Origin of the sequence: Pseudoflavonifractor sp. MCC625 (genome assembly GCF_018784545.1) — a bacterium.
GTDB classification, from domain to species: Bacteria; Bacillota; Clostridia; order Oscillospirales; family Oscillospiraceae; genus Pseudoflavonifractor_A; species Pseudoflavonifractor_A gallinarum.
Window position 1 is genome coordinate 57453 of the sequence record NZ_WQOJ01000010.1, and the last position, 18413, is coordinate 75865.

Below are 18413 nucleotides of genomic sequence, written 5' to 3' on the forward strand. Positions count from 1 at the left end.
ATGCCGTCGAAGCGAGTGGCCCGGGTGGGCCGTGGCTGTGTGGCCTGCGGAAGCTGTGTGAAGGTCTGCCCAGTGGGGGCCATCCAGGTATGGAAGGGCGTGGAGGCCCGGGTGGACGGGAACCGCTGCGTGGGCTGTGCCCGCTGTGCCGGGGAGTGTCCCGCAGGGGTCATCGATGTAAAGGCACGGGAGGAACTGGCATGAGACAGAAGCGGCACTGGTACGACTACCTCTGGATCGTGACCCCCATTTATCTGGGGCTGGGCATGTTCAACATCCTCTTTGCCTGGCTGGGCATGATCTTTTTTAGCCTCCCCCTGCTCATCTCCATCTTTGGCGGGGGAAAGCTCTATTGCAACCGCTTCTGTGACCGGGGGCAGTTCCTCAGCCTGCTGGGCAGCCGGCTCAAGCTCTCCCGCAACCGGCCTCTGCCCCGGTGGATGAAGCATCCGGCCTTCCGCTATGGATTTTTGGTGTTTTTCCTGGCGATGTTCTCCAACATGCTCTATGTGACCTGGCTGGTATGGGCGGGAAACCGGGCGCTGGGAACCAGCATCAAGCTGCTGTGGACCTTCCGCGTGCCCTGGGCCTGGGCCTATCCGGTGGAGGTGACCCCCTGGGTGGCCCAATTTGCCTTCGGATTTTACAGCCTCATGCTCACCTCCACGCTGATCGGCCTGGTGGTGATGGCCTTCTATAAGCCCAGAGGGTGGTGCGTCTTCTGCCCCATGGGGACCATGACCCAGCTCATCTCCCGCCTGCGGGCGGGCCGTCCGACAGAGGCTGGCTGCGGCGGAAGCTGTGCCTCCTGCACGGCCTGCACCCTCTCCCGGGGAACGGAACAGGAGGGAGAATGATGGGACTGGAGGAACACGCCCGCCAGGTAGCCGATCTGCTGCGGCTGCTGGCCAATGAAAACCGTCTTCTCCTGGTCTGTGCCCTGCTGGAGGGACCCAAGGGGGTGGGGGAGCTGGCTGCGGTGGTGCCGGGGATCACCCGGCCAGCCCTCTCCCAGCACCTTCACGCCCTGCGGGGAGCGGGACTGCTGCGGGATGAGAAGCGGGGACAGTTTGTGACCTATTCCCTGGCCGACCCCCGCCTGCGGGAGGTATTGGCCGTACTGAAACGGGAATACTGTCCCGATCCCTGAGGACCCTTTGCGTGGGGCCTATTTTGTGATAGACTATGAGGTACAGAGCGTGCCGGCCGGACTTGAGCCTTGTCGTTCAAGTCCGGCCGGTATTTTTGTCTATGATTTTTATGTTTTGTATTCATATACAGGCGAGCGCAGAGGATGACAGATATGAAGAAACTTGTGGTTGGCATATTGGCCCACGTGGACGCGGGCAAGACCACCCTCTCAGAGGGGATGCTCTACGTCAGTGGAGCGGTACGCAAACTGGGCCGGGTAGACCATCAGAACGCTTTTCTGGATACCGACGCCCTGGAGCGGCAGCGGGGCATTACCATCTTCTCCAAGCAGGCGGTCTTCACCCTGCCTACCGTGGAGGTGACCCTGCTGGACACCCCGGGCCATGTGGATTTTTCCAGCGAGATGGAGCGCACCCTCCAGGTGCTGGACTGTGCCATTCTGGTCATCAGCGGAACCGACGGGGTACAGGGCCATACCCAGACCCTGTGGAAGCTGCTGGAGCGCTACCATATCCCCACCCTGCTCTTTGTCAACAAGATGGACCTGGACGGAGCCGACCGGGCGGGCTGCCTGGCCCAGCTCCGGGAGCGGCTGCACGACGGCTGTGTGGACTTTACCCAGGAGCGGGAGGGGGAGACCCTCCAGGAGCAGGTCGCCATGTGCGAGGAGGCCACCCTGGAGCGCTATCTGGAGACCGGAACCGTGGAGGACGGGGACATCCGTCACCTGATCCGGGAGCGCAGGCTCTTTCCCTGCTGGTTTGGCTCGGCCCTCCGGCTGGAAGGGGTGGAGGCCTTCCTGGAGGGCCTGGAGCGCTATGCGCCTATCCCCGACTATCCGGCGGACTTTGGGGCCCAGGTCTATAAGATCGGCCGGGACGCCCAGGGGGGGCGTCTCACCTATCTGAAGGTCACGGGAGGCAGCCTGAAGGTCAAGGATCTACTCTCGGGCGGAACGGGCGACGCCGGAGAGGAGGCCCCGTGGGAGGAGAAGGTGGACCGGATCCGCATCTACTCTGGTGAGCGCTTTCAGACGACCGACCGGGCCGAGGCGGGGACGGTGTGCGCCGTCACCGGGCTTACCCATACCCGGGCGGGGGAGAGTCTGGGGAGCGCCCGGCCCATGCAGCTTCCCATGCTGGAGCCGGTACTCACCTACCGGCTCAACCTGCCCGAGGGTGCCGATCCCCACACCGCCCTGCGGCGGCTGCGGGAGCTGGAGGAGGAGGACCCCCAGCTCCACATCCTCTGGAACGAATCCCTGCGGGAGATCCACCTTCAGCTCATGGGAGAGGTCCAGCTGGAGATCCTGCGCGCCATCATCGAGGAGCGGTTTGGGCTCTCGGTGACCTTTGACACGGGGAGCATCCTCTACAAAGAGACCATTGCCGCCCCGGTGGAGGGAGTGGGGCACTTTGAGCCCCTGCGCCATTACGCCGAAGTCCATCTGCTGCTGGAGCCCGGCCCACGGGGGAGCGGCATGTGCTTTGCCACTGCGTGCAGCGAGGACATGCTGGACCGCAACTGGCAGCGTCTGGTGCTCACCCATCTGGCCGAGCGGGTCCATCTGGGGGTTTTGACCGGCTCTCCGATCACCGATATGAAGATCACCCTGGTGGCGGGCCGGTCCCATGCCAAGCACACCGAGGGAGGCGACTTCCGCCAGGCCACCTACCGGGCGGTGCGCCAGGGCCTCATGGAGGCCGAGAGCATTCTGCTGGAGCCCTGGTACGACGTGCGCCTGGAAGTGCCGGCGGCCCAGGTGGGACGGGCCATGTCGGACCTCCAGCGGAGAGGGGGAACCATGGAGCCCCCGGAGACCGTGGGAGAGTATGCCGTCCTGACCGGGCGGGCGCCGGTGGCCGGAATGCGGGACTATGCCGCCGAGGTGGCCGCCTATACCAGGGGCCAGGGCCGTCTCTTCTGCACCCTGAGCGGCTATGAGCCCTGCCACAACGCCCAGCAGGTAGTGGAGGAGATGGGCTATGACCCGGAGCGGGATGTGGAACACACCCCGGACTCTGTTTTCTGTACGCATGGTGCGGGATATGTGGTAAAATGGGATCAAGTAAAGGCCCAGATGCATGTGGAGAGCGGACTCATGCGGAGAGAGGAGGAGCCGGAGATATCCGAGAGCCAACCCCGGCGGGAGGCGCGGTATACCGGCTCTCTTGCGGAGGATGCGGAGCTCCAGGCCATCTATGAGCGGACCTACGGAAAGGTGGAGCGGGATGCCTTCCGGCCCCAGCCCAAGGCCCCTGCCCGCACCAGCCTGGATGAGAGCCGGTATAATGTCCGCACTCAGAACCGGGGACCGGAGTATCTGCTGGTGGACGGGTACAACATCATCCACGCCTGGGACGAGCTCAAGGAGCTGGCCCGGGCGGACCTGTCTGCCGCCCGGAAAGCGCTGATGGATATTCTGAGCAACTACCAGGGCTTCCGAAAGTGTGAGGTCATCGTGGTCTTTGACGCCTACAAGGTCAAGGGGAATCCCGGCAGTGTGTCCAAGTATCACAACATCCATGTGGTGTACACGAAAGAGGCGGAGACGGCGGACAACTATATCGAAAAGGTCACCTATGAGCTGGGGCGGAAATACCAGGTCCGGGTGGCCACCTCCGACGGTGTGGAACAGCTCATCATCCTGGGACACGGAGCCCTGCGTGTCTCGGCCCGGATGTTCCGCATGGAGATCGAACAGGCGGAGGGACAGATCGCCGATCTCATCGCACAAAACAACCGAAAGAACCGGAAGCTGGATCAGCTCCAGTACCGTCTCGGTGGAGAACAGAAGGCATAGAGAGGACGAACAGAAGGCCATCCTATGGATTAAGCCGCAAAACATCGGTATTGACTCATACCGATGTTTTGCGGCTCTTTGTTTGGAACGAAACCGAAACGCAATGAAACAATACGATACAAAATAGTTCAATGCGTTCGAAAGAGAAACGATTTGAAACAGAGGCTGTAGAAGGGCGCTTTGTATAAGCCCCCGTACCGCAGAGGAGAGTCTCTGTGATACGGAGGCAATTTTTTATCCCAATGCGTGGAAGAGATCCCCGAAGATCATGTCCCGGTGACAGTAAGTGGCGGTGCGCATCCGATGGCGTCCCCGGGGCGTGTGGTCCCAGGTCAGGTCGTTGTTCAGCGTGGGGGCCTCGGTCTCCAGCGTGAGGACCCAGTTGGGATTTTTCAGGAAGGCGATGGTGGAGATATCCCAGATGACCCGGCTCCAGGCCACATACTGGGTGGGGAACTGGGAGAGATATGCGTCGCTCTGATCGGACTGTCCCTTGAGATAGCCCTGACGGTTGAGGTCCATGAGCGCAATGGAGGCCTCCGGCTTCTGGAAGGCGTCCAGACAGTTCTGAGCCAGATAGCGGCCGATCTCGCTGCGCTCCCAGAGGCGGCAGCGCAGCTCGTCCTCTGTAGTGGTGAGGAGAGAGGCCACGCCCATGCAGGGGATGTGGACCAGGGGAACGCCGCTGTCCAGGACCACCTGAACGGCCCGGACATCCTGATAGAGGTTATACTCAAAGCCGTGTCCAAAGGAGAGAGGCTGTCCTCCCAGCCAGACCACCACCAGCTTGCGGGCGATCTCGGGGGCCATCAGGAGGGCGGAGGCCACGTTGGTCAGTGCAGCAATGGCGGCCACATAGAGCGGCTCCTCGCTTTCCGTAGCACGGCGGATCAAATCCCGGGCGGCGTCGCTCTCGATGGCTCCCTCCGCAGGGAGATAGCCGGGGGAGCCCCGGAAGACCCGCCCGGAGGAGTCTTCCTTCAGCAGCGAAAAGAGCTTGAGGATCTCCTGATAGCTCTGCTCCATACCGTGGGCCGGGCCGTCCGCGGCGCCGTGCAGGGCGCTGGCCAGCTTGCTCTCCTCACTTTCGCCCAGGGGAGAGGGACCGTGGGAGAAGGGCGCGGCATAGACTGCCTCCACCGAAAAGCGCTCCTTGGAGCGCAGCGCCCAGGCAATGGCGAACTGGTCATCTACCTCATTTTTGGCGTCAGTGTCAATGACCAGACGCAGCTTCCCGGTGGGAATGGTCAGTCTGGATCGGATTTCTTCTTGTGTCAGCGGCTGATACATACCATATGCTCCTTTCAGATGGCGGAGGATTTCGAGGGGACCAGTGCCGTGAGTGCGTCGTCTACCTGCTGTGCATGGGGGATGGAGGGGGCGGCGCCCGGCCGGGCGACGGCCAGAGCGGCTGCCATGCTGGCCCGGGTCAGGGCCTGAGCATGACTGAGTCCCATGCAGACCGACGCAAAGAAATAGCCGGTGAAGGTATCGCCGGCCGCCGTGCTGTCCACGGCCTCCACGGGAAAGACGGCCTGGCGGAGGAGACCCTGCTCACTGGCACAGAGAGAGCCGTTGTCGCCCAGGGTAAGAACGACCTGCATACCCGGCCAGCGGCGGCGCAGAACCTGGCAAATGTCCTGAGGCTCCTGCTCACCGGTGAGTCCGGCGCCCTCGATCTCATTGAGAATGAGCCAGGAGACACCGCTGAGATCGGTATGCAAGAGGGCATCATCCAGCGGGGAGGGATTGAGGACCACCTGCATACCACGCTCCCGGCCCTGGGCGATCAGGTAGGGGAGGCAGGAGATCTCATTTTGCAGAAAGAGCCAGTCTCCGGGGGCAAAATGCGCCAGAACTGCGTCCACTTCCTCCCGGGAGATGGACTGGTTGGCGCCGCCGTAGAGCAGGATGCAGTTCTGCCCCAGCGGGTCCACCTGTATGATGGCATGCCCGGTGGGCAGGGTGGAGTCCTGGTGGACGAGAGAGACATCTACCCCGCTCTCAGAGAGCTCCCGCAGGAGAAAGGTGCCGTCGCTGCCGATCTTTCCCGCGTGCCATACGGGCAGACCGGCCCGGGCCAGGGCAATGCTCTGGTTGAGTCCCTTTCCGCCTCCGGCGGTCTTCATCTCCAGGGACGCCAGCGTCTCGCCCGCACGGACAAAATGGGGCACGATGTAGGAGCGGTCGATGTTGAGAGAACCGAAATTAAGTACCTTCATGCAGATGAACCTCCATGCGTTGCGGATCAAGGGAGTTGTCTTGTCCTTTCAACAGGGCTGTGGTAAAATATGTACTACTAAACAAAGATGCGGGAGGAAGTGAGAGAAATGGCGGTGACGCTGCGGGATGTGGCGCGGCTTGCGGGGGTTTCCCCCGGGGCGGTGTCTCAGGTGCTCAACGGAAAACCCCACCGGATCTCTCCCGAGACCTGCGAGCAGATCCGGCAGGCCGCGGCACAGCTGCGCTATGTCCCCAACCAGAATGCAGTGACTCTGGTGACCGGGCAGAGCCAGGCGATGGGCGTGGTGATTCCGGACATCCGGAACCTCTTTTTTGCCGAGCTGGTCAGCGGCGTGGAAGCAGTGGCGCTGGAGGCGGGGTGGAATATTGTCATCACCTCGTCCAGCGACAAAAGTGCGCTGGCCCTGGCTAATTTCCGGACGCTGGCGGCCCGGGATGTAGGGGCGATTCTTCTGGTCCCGGCCAGCGATGCGGATGAGACGCTGGCCATGGAGTACCGTCAGGCCATCCGGGATTATGGCCGCCCTGTGGTCCAGGTGGACCGGATCATTCCGGATCTTGGCGTGAGTCTGACCGCCATCCACCAGAGGCGGGGAGCCAAATTGGCCATGGAGCACCTGCTGGATCTGGGACACCGCCGGGTGGCCTGCGTATTGGGCCCCACCAATACCTGTGCGCCCCGGCTGAGCGGGGTGCAGGAGGCCTGCGCCCAGCGGGGGATCGCTCTGCGGGAGAGAGACCTCTACCCGGGGGCCTATACGATGGAGAGCGGGTATGCCGTGGCCGACGCCATTTTGGAGGGGGACTACACGGCGGTATTCTGCTTCAACGATATGATGGCCTATGGATTTTACAAGCGGTGCCGGGAGCGGGGGATCTCCATCCCTCACGATCTGTCTGTAATGGGCTTCGACGGAGTGCTCTTCTCCGACTATCTGGAGAAACCCCTCAGCACGGTGTGGCAGCCTGCCCGTCAGCTGGGTGTGGAGGCCGCCCGGCAGGCCTTCCGGGAACTGGAGTGTCCGGAAGAGGCGGGGAAGTGTACTCTGCTGGAGCCGCAGCTCCAGATCCGGGAGAGCACTGTGCCGCCGGCGGCCGGAGCCGTCTGTCAGGAAACATAAACGGGCATCCGTCTCAGGGACGGATGCCCGTTTTTTCTGTGGTCATCCGACCGGCTTGGCCGCAGGCTGGTTCTGTGTTTTCCGACGTTTATGATTGCTTCTGCGGTACTGCCGTACCGAGAAGAGAATCAGGCCCACCAGGGTAACACAGTAGGGGATGGTGCGTACCAGATCGGCCGGCCAGCCCAGCACGCCGGCGGCGTTGGAGAAGGCGTCGGCCGCGCCGAAGAGGAGCGAGGTAAGGGCGGTACCGATGGGGTGGGAGCAGCCCATGGCCTCGGCGGCGATGGCAATCCATCCACGGCCGGCCACCATGTCCCGGGAGAACCAGGAGACATAGCCCATGGACATGAAGGCGCCGCCCAGGCTGGCCAGGAAACCGGAGATGAGCAGGGCAACGGCCTGCACCCGCATGACATGGATACCCACCGACTCGGCGGCATGGGCATCCTCACCCACCGCGCGGAGATGGAAGCCCAGAGGGGTGCGCTTGAGCAGGATGTACACGGCGATGACCGAGAGGAAGGCGAGGTAGGTCAGGATATTGTGTCCGGAGAGGATCTCACCCACCACCGGAATCTGGTCCAGGAGCGGGATCTTTACCTGGGGCAGAACGCCGCTGGGTACCGAGGCGGAGGTGCCCTTGTCGTGGCAGAAGAGATACAGGGCGAACACGGTGCCGCCGGAGGCAAGGGAGTTGATGGCGATGCCGCCCAGAATCACATTGGTGCGGTAGTACAGGGTGAAAAAGGCCAGAATACCGGCGCACAGCAGACCGGAGAGAATGGCACACAGCAGGCCGATCCACGCGCTGGAGGAGAGTGCGGAGGTCATCATACCCACAAAGGCGGCGATGAGCATAATGCCTTCCAGGGCGATGTTGGGAATGCCTGCGGTGTTGGCCACCACCATGCCCATGGCCGCAAAGACAATGGGCGTGGTCACACGCAGGATAGAATAGAAGAAACTGGGTGTGAGAATCACATTAAGCAGCGCGTCCATGCTTGACCCCCTTTTCAATCCACTTCTGACGATAGGTATGGAGGAACCGCTCGGCGGAGACCAGGAGAATGATCAGCGCCTGAAGGATGGAGACCATCTCAGTGGGCACGTCGGAGAGTCGGGCCACCATGTCGGCGCCTACCCGGAGATAGGCCACGAACAGGGCCGAGAGCACCACGCCCAAGGGGTGGTTTCCGCCCATCATGGCGATCATGGCTCCGTCAAATCCGTAGCCGGGCAGAGCGGTCCACTCAAAGCGCTGGTGCAGGCCGATGGTCTCCACTGCGCCGCCCATGCCGGCCAGCACGCCCGAGACCAAGTGGGCCATGATGATCACTTTGGCGGTGTTGATGCCCGAATAGCGGGCAAAGTCCCGGTTGATACCGGTCATACGGATCTCATAGCCCCACTTGGTGCGGTAGAGGAAGAGATAGGTGAGGAGCACGCAGGCCAGGGCGATGATCAGGCCAAAATGGATCCGGGTGCCGGGGACGATCTTGGGAAGAAGGGCGGTCTCGGCAAACTTATAGGAGATCTGGTTGCCGGTCTCCGGATCCCGCATAAAGTTGGTGAGGATCCACAGGCCGACGCCCAACAGAATGTTGTTGAGCATGAGGGAGGTCACCAGCTCGCTGGCATTGAATTTGGCCCGGAGTACGCCGGGAATGGCCATCACGGCCGCGCCGATCACGCCGCCCAGAATCACGATGACCAGAGGGTGGATCCCGGCGGGCATGGAGTAGAAAATGGCCACCAGGGAGACCACGGCACCCGAGATGTAGTAGATACCCTCAGCGCCCAGGTTGAAGAGGCTGGCCTGGAACACCACCGCCATGGCAAGGCCCGAGAAGATGAGGGGGATGGCGGCCTCTACGATGTTGCCCAGGTGACGCTTGGAGTCAAAGGGTCCCACGGTGAAGATCCGGATGGCCTCCAGAGGGGTATCGCTGATGAGGAAAATGATCACATAGGCCGCCGCCAGCGCGATGAGCAGGGAGACGGCGGTGCGGAGCAGTTGGAAGCTTCGTTCCCGGTTCATTTTGTCACCTCCTGGATGCGTTCCGGGGCGTGCCGCTGGAGACCCAGCATGCACAGGCCCAATTCTTCTTCGGTCACGGCGGAGACATCGGGGAAATAGGCCACGATCCGTCCGTCATACAGGACCACCACCGCGTCAGAGAGCTTCATGACTTCAGCCAGGTCCGCCGAGATGAGCAGGACGGCGCTTCCGCTGTCCCGGAGGGAGAGAATCTTCTGGTGGATGATACGGGCCGCGCCGATGTCCACGCCGCGGGTGGGCTGTTCGGCGATGAGCACGCTGGGCTGACCGCTGCACTCCCGGGCCACGACCACCTTCTGCATATTGCCGCCGGAGAGCATGGAGATCTTGGAGGCACCACTGCCGCACTTGATCTCGTAGTCGGCAATGCTCTGACGGGTAAAGGCGTCGATCTGCTCATTGGAGAGCAGGCCCGCGGGGCCGGAGACCGGGGCGCGATAATAGGAGCAGGAGATCAGATTCTCCCGGATAGAGGCTCCGGCCGCCGCACCCTGGCGCAGCCGGTCCTCGGGAATGTAGCCGAGGCCACCTTCCCGCAGGGCACGCACCTTCTGGCGGGAGATGTCCATGCCGTTGATCTCCACACGGCCCTGCTCCAGCTCCCGGGCGCGGGTGAGCAGCTCCACCAGCTCCACCTGGCCGTTGCCCTGGACGCCGGCCACACCCAGCACCGTGCCCGCGTGGACAGCAAAGCTGACGTCGTCCAGAACGGGGACCTGGGCGCCGCCGTAGTAGGAGAGGTGCTCGGCCCGGATCAGGACCTCGCCAGGGGTACAGGGGGCTTTTTCCAGCTCCCCGCCGCCCTCCCAGCCTACGATCTTGGCGGAGAGCTCTTCCTCGGTCAGCTCATCGGTGTCGTAGACGCCCACGCTGCGGCCGTTGCGCATGACCGTGACCCGGTTGGAGATGGCCTTGACCTCCCGCAGCTTGTGGGAGATGAAGATGATGGTGTGTCCCAGGTCCTTGAGCACGTTGAGCTCGGCAAAGAGCTGGTCGGTCTCCTGGGGGGTAAGCACGGCGGTGGGCTCGTCCAGGATCAGGATACGGGCGCCGCGGGCCAGCGCCTTGAGGATCTCCACCTTCTGCTTGATGCCCACCGGGAGAGTGCCCACCACGGCGGTGGGGTCGATATCAAAGTGATATTTTTCACCCAGCTCCCGGGCAAAGTCGTTGACCTTGGCCGAGTCCACAAAGAGCCCCTTTTTGGGCTCGATGCCCAGAGCGATGTTCTGGGCCACGGTGAAGGAGTTGACCAGCATGAAATGCTGATGGACCATGCCGATGCCATGAGAAATGGCATCCTCCGAGGAGTTCATCTCCAGAGGAGCTCCCTCCAGGGTGATGGTGCCGGAGGAGGGCTTCTCCATCCCGAAGAGGATCTTCATCAGCGTGGTCTTACCAGCGCCGTTTTCGCCCACCAGCGCATGGATCTCACCGCGCTTGAGGTTAAAGTTTACATCCTCGTTGGCGACAATGCCGTTGCCGTAGATCTTGGATATATGCTCCATGTTCAATACATACTCTTCCTGCACGGGAACACCTCCTGTTTGGTAAGGCCGCCGCCTGCTCCGGCGGGAACAGGCGGCGGGAAAAGGATCCGGTCTGGAACGGGGAGGATCAGGGCTTGGCAGCCTGACGGATCTGCTCCACTTCCTCGGTGGACATGCCCACGGTATCCAGCGGGGTCACCTCGCCGGAGATGACCTTCTGCCACTCGGCGTCCACATAGTCGCGGCTCTCCTGGGAGAGGAGCTTCTCATAGAATTCGTTCTTGGCGATGGTCACGCCGTTTTCCTTCAGGCCCAGCATCTCGTTGGTGCCCCAGGGAATCTCACCATTCAGGAAACGCTCCACCGCGTCACAGGTGTACTGGGGAATGTTTTTGATGGAGGAGGTGATGATGAGGCTGGCGGCCTCGGGATCGCTGTCCTTGAGGCTCATAGCCTGGTCGGTATCCACGCCGATGGCAAAGCGGGGCTCGCCCTTGGCAGTGAACTCCTTGGCGGCGTCAAACACGCCCAGGCCGGAGGCACCGGCGGCGGTGTAGATGATCTGGGTATCCTGGTACATGATCAGGGCATTTTCCTTGGCCTTGCTGGGATCAGTAAAGCTGCCGACGTAGGAATAGGCCACCTTGATGTCGGGGTTGACGTGCTGGGCACCATCGATGTAGCCGATGAGGAACTCGTTGATGCCGGGGATGTCCAGACCGCCTACAAAGCCGATCTGGTTGACACCCAGCTCCTCGGCCTTCTTGGCGGCGACCATGCCAGAGAGGAAGCTCATCTCGCCCATCTTGGCCAGCATGGCATACACGTTGTCGGGCACATCGGTCATCGTGGCGTCCACGTTGATGAAGAGCTGCTCGGGGAACTCCTCGGCCACCTGGATCAGAGTGTCGTTGACGGAGTCGGACACGGTGAGGATCAGGTCATAGGAGCCATCTTCACAGTAGTCCACAAAGGTGGGGTACCACTTGGTCTGGTCGGTGCCCATCTCCACGGTCTTGACCTGGGCGCCCAGCTCGCTCTGGATCAGGTCCATGGCGGAGTTGGTGGCGTCAAAGAAGGACTTGTCGCCCAGCAGGCCGGGGACCAGCAGAACGAGGTTCAGAGACTCGCCGTTCTTGGGAGTGTAGGAGCCGGTCTGAGCGGTGGGAGCGGGGGTAGCGGAGCTGGTGCCGCCGGTCTGAGCGGGATCGCGGGTGCTGCACGCAGCCAGGCCCAGACCCATGGTGACAGCCAGGGTGAGGGCGATGAGAGACTTCCATACTTTCATGATGTACCTCCAGATTCTTCCTTTGTTTTTATGAACAGCGGCGGTGAGCCGCTGCGGCATATGAGAGGAGCTCAGCGCTTCATCAGCGCGACGGTACGCCGGGCCAGGTCCGAGATGGACGCCTCAGGATACCCATGCACACCAGTCTGGAGCCGGTCCGCCAGCGGCTCGACCCACTGGGCGGGGAGCGCCTTGGCGCCCAGCAGAACGCCCAGGACGGAACCGGCCGTAGCGGCGTTGCAGTCGGTGTCAAAACCGCACTCCACCGCCAGGCCAATGGTGCGGGTGAAATCACACTCGCCCCAGAGCAGGGCCATGGCGACTAGCATGGCGTTGGGGATCACGTGGCACCAGTCAAAGGAATCGGTCTCATCCCAGGCCTGATGGACCCGCTCCACGGCCTCTTCGGCGGACAGACCGTCGGCGTGCCACTGGAGAACCTCCTCCACGGCGGCGGTCAGGCGGGATTGCGCGGGGATCTGACCCAGGCCCTGCCGGAGGATAGAGGTGGGGGTGCCGCCTCCAAAGGCAGCGGCCGACATAGCGGCGGCAAACATGGCGCCATAGATACCGTTTTTGGTGTGGGAAATACGGGCGTCCCGCCAGGCCATATCTGCGGCGGTCTCGGGATCACAGGGATTGACCCAGCCATACAGATCGGTGCGGATCTGTGCGCCAATCCACTCCCGGTAGGGGTTGCGGAGGGAACCAGAGGCGGGCGGGGGGACCAGATTGGCCAGATTGCGGTAGGCCACCCGCTCGGCAGAGCAGGTAAGCAGGAAGGGAAGGCTGGTCAGCCAGCCCACCGCCACATCCTCTGAGGTGAAGTCCCGGCCTACACGCTCCAGGATTTTCAGGGAAAAGACGGTGTAGTTGGTGTCGTCGTCCTCCCGCATACAGTCGATCAGATTGATCCAGTTTTTGTGGAGGGCGTCATAGGGACCGGGGCCGTCGGTCACATCCCAGCGCTTGCGTACCTCCTCCGGCAGATCGGAGGAGAGATAGCGGGCAATGGGATAATTGTTTGTCTCCTTCAGCAGACCCTGGATCCGGGCGCGGGTCCAGCTCTCCACCGGCTGGCCCAGCAGACAGCCGGCACAGCGGCCCAGCCATCCGCCCAGCACACGGTCCTCCACATCTCCGGAGAGGGTCAGAGGGGTGCTCTGGGGACGCAGCGCCCGGATGGCATCCAGATCATCCGGCTCCCGGGCGGCCTGGGCAGGATCGACCGGCAGCTGAGCAATTGCATCATATAGTTTCCAGGCAGCTTGTTCCCGGCTGCCCCCGGAGGGAAGGTTCTGGACCTGCTGTTGCAGTTCCTGCGGAATGGTCCGTCCTTCCTGCCGAGCCTGGCGCAGTTCCCAGGCGATATCATCCGCGGCACGCAGCCACAGGTCCTGCTCGAGCATGTTCATCCTCCTTGTCGGCTGTACAGATAGGGGAGAAAATCAGAGAAATCACAATTTAGAGTTGTGAAATTTAACTGATAAAGCGTTTTATCAATCAGATTATATAGAGAAAAAAGCGCTGTGTCAATTATTGTTGTAAAAAAAGACATACTTTTTTCAAATGGAAAGAAGGGCCGCAGAGGGGGTGGTGTGTGTACAGCCGGAGAGATTGGGGACAAATCGGCGGAAGAAGAGCGGGAAAATAGTGAAATGGGACAGAAAGAAAACGGAAACTCTATATTACAAAAATTAGACACTGTTTTTGTGCAATTACAACTAAAATTGAAATTGAAAAAAAGAGTACTTGCGCAATTTGACAAAAAGAGATATACTGTGTTCATCAAGTGAAACGTATAACTAAACAAGACCACCGAAATGATACCGTTATAAAGGCGGGAGGGGAGCCAAATAGCAACCATCAAAGATATTGCGCTCCATGCGGGGGTAAGCGTCTGTACCGTATCCCGCTATCTGAACAACAAGATCAATGTCCGGCCGGAGACCCGGGAGCGGCTGGAGCGGGCCATTCAGGAACTTGGCTATGTGCCCAATGTGGTGGCGCAGTCCCTCAAACGGAGCAGTACCGACAATATTGCGGTGATTTTGCCGCGGATCAATACCTCCTACTATTCCGACATGACCAGCGGCATCAGCTGGGAGCTGGCCAAGCACGGCTACCATCTCTTCATCTACGAGATGGAGAACCTGCACAAGCCGGAGCTGGAAGTCCTCCAGATGATGCGGGAGAACATGGTGGCAGGGGTCATCTCCATTGGGATGTCCGATGACATGATGTTCCGGGATTCCCTGGTGTATCTGGTGGAGTGGGGAATCCCTGTGGTGTATGTAAACCGCCTGATCCCATACCAGGGATACCCGCTGCTCTATCCCGATTTCATGCGGGTGGGGGAGCTGGCCGCCAACCATCTCATTGAGCGGGGTAAGCGCCGCCTGGCCCTTTTGCAAAAGCCATCGGGGGAGGACCTGGTGGTACACCATGCCGAGACCTTCCGGACCGCTGTGCAGGCCCATGGCCTGGAGCCTCCAGCCATTCTGGAGACGGCCCCCGGCCTGGTCACCTCGCCGGAGTGTCTGGACCGCCTGACCGGGGGAGAGATCGACGGGGTCTTTGTCCTCAACGAGCTGATGGCGGCCGGCCTCATCAAATGTCTCACCCAGCAGGGGATACGGATTCCGGAGGACATTGCAGTCCTGGGATTTGGTAATTCTCTTGTTGGAGAGATTACAGCGCCGGAGCTCTCCTGTGTGGACCTGCAAAACTATGAATTGGGCGTCCATGGCGCCCGGCTAATCCTCCGGCAGATCCAGGGGCTTTCCATCGAGCCGGTCACCATGCTGGAACCTTCTATCGTACAGCGCAAATCAACGTAGCAGCACAAAAGACGGACTAAAGTTCGTCTTTTGTTATAAAGGTTAAACGTATAACTAAATGCGAATAAAAGAGAAGAGGTAGATTTTATGTATGGAAACGGAGTACCGCAGCTTCAGCAGGTCCACGACATCTTTGATGTGGTCCACGGGAAAAAAGAGGCCGACCTGCTGATCAAGAATATACAGATCCTGGACGTCCACGGGGAGACGGTGTATGGCGGATCCCTCCTGATCTACCGCGGACGGATCGTGGCCCTCTCCCCCGATGAGGATCAGATCCAGGTCAGGGAGGTCTTTGACGGACAGGGGCTGTACGCCATCCCCGGTTTGATCGACGCCCACCTCCACTTTGAGTCCCAGCTGGCGCATCCCACCGCCCTGGGCGAGGCCATGGTGCCCAACGGGACCACGACCATTTTTGCCGAGTGCCTGGACCTCATTGGTTCGGCCGGGGAGGAGGGGCTGGAGGCCTTCCGGATGCTCTTCAAGGACTATGAAAAGCTGCCCTATCGGGTCTTTGCCTTTGCCCCCGGCAAAAAGGTCCCGGCTCACATTACGGAGGAGATTCTGAAAGAGAAGCCCGTCATTGGTCTGGGTGAGTTTGAGCACTTTTCCTACTCCAGCGGAGATGAAGAGGACTTCCAGAAAGCGGCCTGGCTGCGGGAGCGGGGCGGCTTCCAGAATTCCCACTGGGGCATCACCACGCTGAGCGATCTGGAGCTCAACTATCTGCCCGCCATCGGCTCCACCAACAACCACGACGTCTGGAACGGGGATGACATCGCCAAGAGCATCCGCTACGGCTACTCCACCCAGATCAAATTCGGCGTGGGCAGCAGCGAGGTCATCAAGACCCTCCTGCGCGCCATTGTGGATCGGAAGTTCCCCACCGACAACTTCTGCCTCTGCTCCGACAATATCTCCATCGACCGCCTGACCAAGATGGGCCACATGGACTGGATCATCTCCCTGTGTGTGGAAATGGGCATCCCGCCCATCAAGGCCATCAAGATGGCCTCCTACAATACCGCAAAGTACTTCCGCATGGACGATCAGATTGGCTCTCTCACCCCCGGTCGCTGGGCGGACATCGTCCTGACCGACAGCCTCTCTGTCATCGAGCCCAAGTACGTCTTTAAATCCGGCGAGCTCATCGCCAAGGACCGCACCCTCCTCAAGCATACCGAGATCGGCTATGACGGCATGGTGACCAAGGGCGTGCCCGGCCTGGATGACCTTCGGCCCGAGCAGCTGGACCTGCGGCCCATCGAGGTCTCGGAAGATGGAAGACAGGCCAAAGTGCTCCTCTTTGACGTCTATGGACGGGGACACGCCAAGTTCTATCAGGAGGTATGGGTACCCTACGTGGATGGGAAGGTGGTCCCCGAGCTGGACGGTCAGAAGCTGGCCCGGATCTCGGTGGTCAAGCGCTACCCCACCGCCGGAGAGGAGCGGCACATCGTCAACGGCCTCTTCAAAGGGGTCTATGTGGAGCGGGGCGCAGTTTCTACATCCTTCCCGGCTCCCACGCCCTATATGGTGGTGGTGGGCCAGGAGAGCAGTGAGATGTATGCCTGCCTCAAGGCGGTGGACCAGTACTCCGGCGCCTGCATCGTGACGGAGGATCAGACAGCAAAGGCGGTATTCCCCATTGAAATCTATGGTATGATGGCCAATATGCCGGTGGAAGAGCTGCGTGCCGCCTCGGCCAAAATCGACGCCGCCCTGGAGGAGCTTGGCAACCACAATGAGGGAGAGCCGGTGACCAACAAGCTGCTGAGCCTGTTCATCTCCCTGCACCGCTTCCGCTTTATGGAGTAACGGGGCACGCGCGCCGGAACAACGCAGAAGAGGAGGAGAGTGCGTGAGCGACTATATCCGAATGGAGCATATTACCAAGCGCTTCCCGGGCGTCACCGCCAGCGCCGACGTGTCCATCGGCTTTGCACGGGGGGAGATCCATGCACTGCTGGGGGAAAACGGCGCCGGAAAATCCACCCTCATGAATATGCTCTACGGCCTTTTGAAGCCCGATGAGGGACAGATCACCATAGACGGCCAGCCGGTCCGGATCAACGGGCCTCAGGATGCCATTGCCCACGGTATCGGCATGGTCCACCAGCATTTTATGCTGATCCCCAAGTTTACCGTGCTGGAGAACGTGATCCTGGGCGGGAAGCTGGACCGGGAACCGCTGCTGGATACCCGCGCGGCCCGGAAACGGATCCTGGATCTCTCCGCCAAGACCGGACTGAAGGTGGACCCGGATGCCCGCATCCATGACCTGAGCGTGGGAGACCAGCAGCGGGTGGAGATCATCAAGGTGCTCTACAAAGGGGTGGACGTCCTCATTATGGATGAACCCACCGCCGTGCTGACGCCCCAGGAGACCGACGAGCTCTTCCAGGTGCTGCGCAACTGGATCAAGGAGGGGAACACCGTCATCTTCATCACCCACAAGATGCGGGAGGTACTGGAGTTCTGCGACCGGGTCAGCGTCCTGCGGGACGGGCATTTCATCGAGACCGTTCCGGTGAGCCAGATCGACGAGGAGCGCCTGGCCCACATGATGGTGGGACGGGAGGTGGAGCTGCGGCTCCAGAAGGCGCCCCCCAAAACCGGGGAGACCGTCCTGGAGGTCAAAGATCTGACCGTGCAGTCGGAGAGCGGCGTGCCCGCGGTATCCAACGTGAGCTTTACGGTGCGGGCGGGGGAGACCGTCGGGATCGCCGGCGTGGACGGAAACGGCCAGCTGGAGCTCATCGAGGCCATCATGGGCCTGACCCCCTCTGCCTCCGGGGAGATCTGTCTCAAGGGAAAAGAGATCACCCACTGTACGCCCAAAGAGATTTTGGAGCGGGGAGTATCCAACATCCCCTTCTCCCGGCAGACCGAGGGACTGGTCCTGAATTTTTCGGTGCGGGACAACTTTATCCTGAAGGAGCGGTGGCACGCCCCCTACGCCAAGCACGGTCTGCTGCAAAATAAGGTCATTGACCAGACCGTCCGGCGCATGATTCAGGAGTATTCCATCAAGGCCAATGGGCCAGAGACCCGGGCGGGCAATATGTCGGGCGGAAACCAGCAGAAGATCGTCGCCAGCCGGGAGATGGAGCGTCCCCACGACCTGCTGGTGGCCTGCCATCCCACCCACGGACTGGACATCGGCGCCATTGAATTCATCCACCGGCGGATCCTGCGCGAGCGGGAGGAGGGGAAGGCAGTCCTGCTGGTCTCTACGGAGATGGATGAGTTGTTGGCCCTCTCAGACCGGATCCTGGTCCTCTTCAAGGGGCAGATCATGGGCGAGGCGCCCGCTACGCCGGAGGCGGTACAGCAGATCGGCCTGATGATGCTGGGAAAGAAAGTGCAGGCGGGCGCCTGCTGAGGAAGCGAGGATGGACGCAGGAGAC

At 61.2% G+C, this 18413-nt stretch carries 16 protein-coding genes; 9 read left to right on the forward strand and 7 right to left on the reverse strand.

Features of this window, described 5'->3' with window-relative positions:
• The 4 genes from GPK94_RS03205 to GPK94_RS03220 all read left to right on the forward strand — a co-directional run bounded on the left by GPK94_RS03205 (position 1) and on the right by GPK94_RS03220 (position 3955).
• Complete coding sequence (locus GPK94_RS03205) at positions 1 to 204, forward strand: 4Fe-4S dicluster domain-containing protein (RefSeq protein WP_193536003.1); 204 nt, start codon at positions 1 to 3, stop codon at positions 202 to 204.
• The gene (locus GPK94_RS03210) at positions 201 to 857 is read left to right on the forward strand and encodes a 4Fe-4S binding protein (RefSeq protein WP_215654408.1); all 657 of its coding nucleotides are present in this window, start codon (positions 201 to 203) and stop codon (positions 855 to 857) included. Before GPK94_RS03205 ends, GPK94_RS03210 begins: the two co-directional genes overlap by 4 nt.
• Positions 857 to 1150, forward strand: a complete 294-nt coding sequence (locus GPK94_RS03215) for a metalloregulator ArsR/SmtB family transcription factor (RefSeq protein WP_235964128.1) — start codon at positions 857 to 859, stop codon at positions 1148 to 1150. The genes GPK94_RS03210 and GPK94_RS03215 overlap by 1 nt, the downstream gene beginning before the upstream one ends.
• A 153-nt stretch (positions 1151 to 1303) precedes the next feature.
• A complete protein-coding gene (locus tag GPK94_RS03220; RefSeq protein WP_215654410.1) occupies positions 1304 to 3955 on the forward strand; it encodes a TetM/TetW/TetO/TetS family tetracycline resistance ribosomal protection protein in 2652 nt (883 codons plus the stop codon).
• 234 nt (positions 3956 to 4189) lie between these two features.
• Here GPK94_RS03220 and GPK94_RS03225 read toward each other — a convergent pair whose 3' ends face one another.
• Together GPK94_RS03225 and GPK94_RS03230 are read right to left on the reverse strand one after the other, a co-directional pair.
• Positions 4190 to 5245 carry a nucleoside hydrolase gene (locus GPK94_RS03225; protein WP_186963060.1) on the reverse strand — a complete coding sequence of 352 codons (1056 nt, stop codon included), beginning with the start codon at positions 5243 to 5245 and terminating at the stop codon, positions 4190 to 4192.
• A gap of 14 nt (positions 5246 to 5259) precedes the next feature.
• Complete coding sequence (locus tag GPK94_RS03230) at positions 5260 to 6177, reverse strand: ribokinase (RefSeq protein ID WP_215654412.1); 918 nt, start codon at positions 6175 to 6177, stop codon at positions 5260 to 5262.
• Between the two features lie 108 nt (positions 6178 to 6285).
• On the opposite strand from GPK94_RS03230, the gene GPK94_RS03235 reads away from it, so the two are divergent.
• On the forward strand, positions 6286 to 7320 hold the full coding sequence (locus GPK94_RS03235) for a LacI family DNA-binding transcriptional regulator (protein ID WP_215654414.1): 1035 nt from the start codon (positions 6286 to 6288) through the stop codon (positions 7318 to 7320).
• A gap of 42 nt (positions 7321 to 7362) precedes the next feature.
• Here the strand turns inward: GPK94_RS03235 and GPK94_RS03240 are convergent, their stop codons facing one another.
• The 5 genes from GPK94_RS03240 to GPK94_RS03260 form a co-directional block, all read right to left on the reverse strand.
• The gene (locus GPK94_RS03240) at positions 7363 to 8322 is read right to left on the reverse strand and encodes an ABC transporter permease (protein WP_215654416.1); all 960 of its coding nucleotides are present in this window, start codon (positions 8320 to 8322) and stop codon (positions 7363 to 7365) included.
• Positions 8306 to 9361 (reverse strand): ABC transporter permease, encoded by a 1056-nt coding sequence (locus tag GPK94_RS03245; RefSeq protein WP_101692248.1) that lies wholly within the window; start codon positions 9359 to 9361, stop codon positions 8306 to 8308. Before GPK94_RS03245 ends, GPK94_RS03240 begins: the two co-directional genes overlap by 17 nt.
• The gene (locus tag GPK94_RS03250) at positions 9358 to 10914 is read right to left on the reverse strand and encodes an ABC transporter ATP-binding protein (protein ID WP_346727979.1); all 1557 of its coding nucleotides are present in this window, start codon (positions 10912 to 10914) and stop codon (positions 9358 to 9360) included. The genes GPK94_RS03245 and GPK94_RS03250 overlap by 4 nt, the downstream gene beginning before the upstream one ends.
• Before the next feature lie 85 nt (positions 10915 to 10999).
• Positions 11000 to 12160, reverse strand: a complete 1161-nt coding sequence (locus GPK94_RS03255) for a BMP family ABC transporter substrate-binding protein (protein WP_186963058.1) — start codon at positions 12158 to 12160, stop codon at positions 11000 to 11002.
• 71 nt (positions 12161 to 12231) lie between these two features.
• On the reverse strand, positions 12232 to 13569 hold the full coding sequence (locus tag GPK94_RS03260) for an ADP-ribosylglycohydrolase family protein (RefSeq protein WP_215654419.1): 1338 nt from the start codon (positions 13567 to 13569) through the stop codon (positions 12232 to 12234).
• 120 nt (positions 13570 to 13689) lie between these two features.
• On the opposite strand from GPK94_RS03260, the gene GPK94_RS03265 reads away from it, so the two are divergent.
• The 4 genes from GPK94_RS03265 (at position 13690) to GPK94_RS03285 (ending at position 18388) form a co-directional block, all read left to right on the forward strand.
• Positions 13690 to 13956, forward strand: coding sequence for a hypothetical protein (locus GPK94_RS03265; RefSeq protein WP_215654420.1), 267 nt, complete (start codon positions 13690 to 13692; stop codon positions 13954 to 13956).
• A gap of 195 nt (positions 13957 to 14151) precedes the next feature.
• Positions 14152 to 15000 (forward strand): LacI family DNA-binding transcriptional regulator, encoded by an 849-nt coding sequence (locus GPK94_RS03275; protein WP_215654422.1) that lies wholly within the window; start codon positions 14152 to 14154, stop codon positions 14998 to 15000.
• An 87-nt stretch (positions 15001 to 15087) separates the two neighbouring features.
• Positions 15088 to 16821 carry an adenine deaminase C-terminal domain-containing protein gene (locus GPK94_RS03280; RefSeq protein ID WP_215654424.1) on the forward strand — a complete coding sequence of 578 codons (1734 nt, stop codon included), beginning with the start codon at positions 15088 to 15090 and terminating at the stop codon, positions 16819 to 16821.
• A gap of 43 nt (positions 16822 to 16864) precedes the next feature.
• Positions 16865 to 18388, forward strand: coding sequence for an ABC transporter ATP-binding protein (locus GPK94_RS03285; RefSeq protein ID WP_346727980.1), 1524 nt, complete (start codon positions 16865 to 16867; stop codon positions 18386 to 18388).
• Positions 18389 to 18413 lie beyond the last annotated feature (25 nt).

Bases quoted from the DNA above. Each gene is read 5' to 3' on its own strand.
- GPK94_RS03205 (WP_193536003.1), top strand. From the start codon at position 1: ATGCCGTCGAAGCGAGTGGCCCGGGTGGGCCGTGGCTGTGTGGCCTGC.
- GPK94_RS03210 (WP_215654408.1), top strand. From the start codon at position 201: ATGAGACAGAAGCGGCACTGGTACGACTACCTCTGGATCGTGACCCCC.
- GPK94_RS03215 (WP_235964128.1), top strand. From the start codon at position 857: ATGGGACTGGAGGAACACGCCCGCCAGGTAGCCGATCTGCTGCGGCTG.
- GPK94_RS03220 (WP_215654410.1), top strand. From the start codon at position 1,304: ATGAAGAAACTTGTGGTTGGCATATTGGCCCACGTGGACGCGGGCAAG.
- GPK94_RS03225 (WP_186963060.1), bottom strand. From the start codon at position 5,245: ATGTATCAGCCGCTGACACAAGAAGAAATCCGATCCAGACTGACCATT.
- GPK94_RS03230 (WP_215654412.1), bottom strand. From the start codon at position 6,177: ATGAAGGTACTTAATTTCGGTTCTCTCAACATCGACCGCTCCTACATC.
- GPK94_RS03235 (WP_215654414.1), top strand. From the start codon at position 6,286: ATGGCGGTGACGCTGCGGGATGTGGCGCGGCTTGCGGGGGTTTCCCCC.
- GPK94_RS03240 (WP_215654416.1), bottom strand. From the start codon at position 8,322: ATGGACGCGCTGCTTAATGTGATTCTCACACCCAGTTTCTTCTATTCT.
- GPK94_RS03245 (WP_101692248.1), bottom strand. From the start codon at position 9,361: ATGAACCGGGAACGAAGCTTCCAACTGCTCCGCACCGCCGTCTCCCTG.
- GPK94_RS03255 (WP_186963058.1), bottom strand. From the start codon at position 12,160: ATGAAAGTATGGAAGTCTCTCATCGCCCTCACCCTGGCTGTCACCATG.
- GPK94_RS03260 (WP_215654419.1), bottom strand. From the start codon at position 13,569: ATGCTCGAGCAGGACCTGTGGCTGCGTGCCGCGGATGATATCGCCTGG.
- GPK94_RS03280 (WP_215654424.1), top strand. From the start codon at position 15,088: ATGTATGGAAACGGAGTACCGCAGCTTCAGCAGGTCCACGACATCTTT.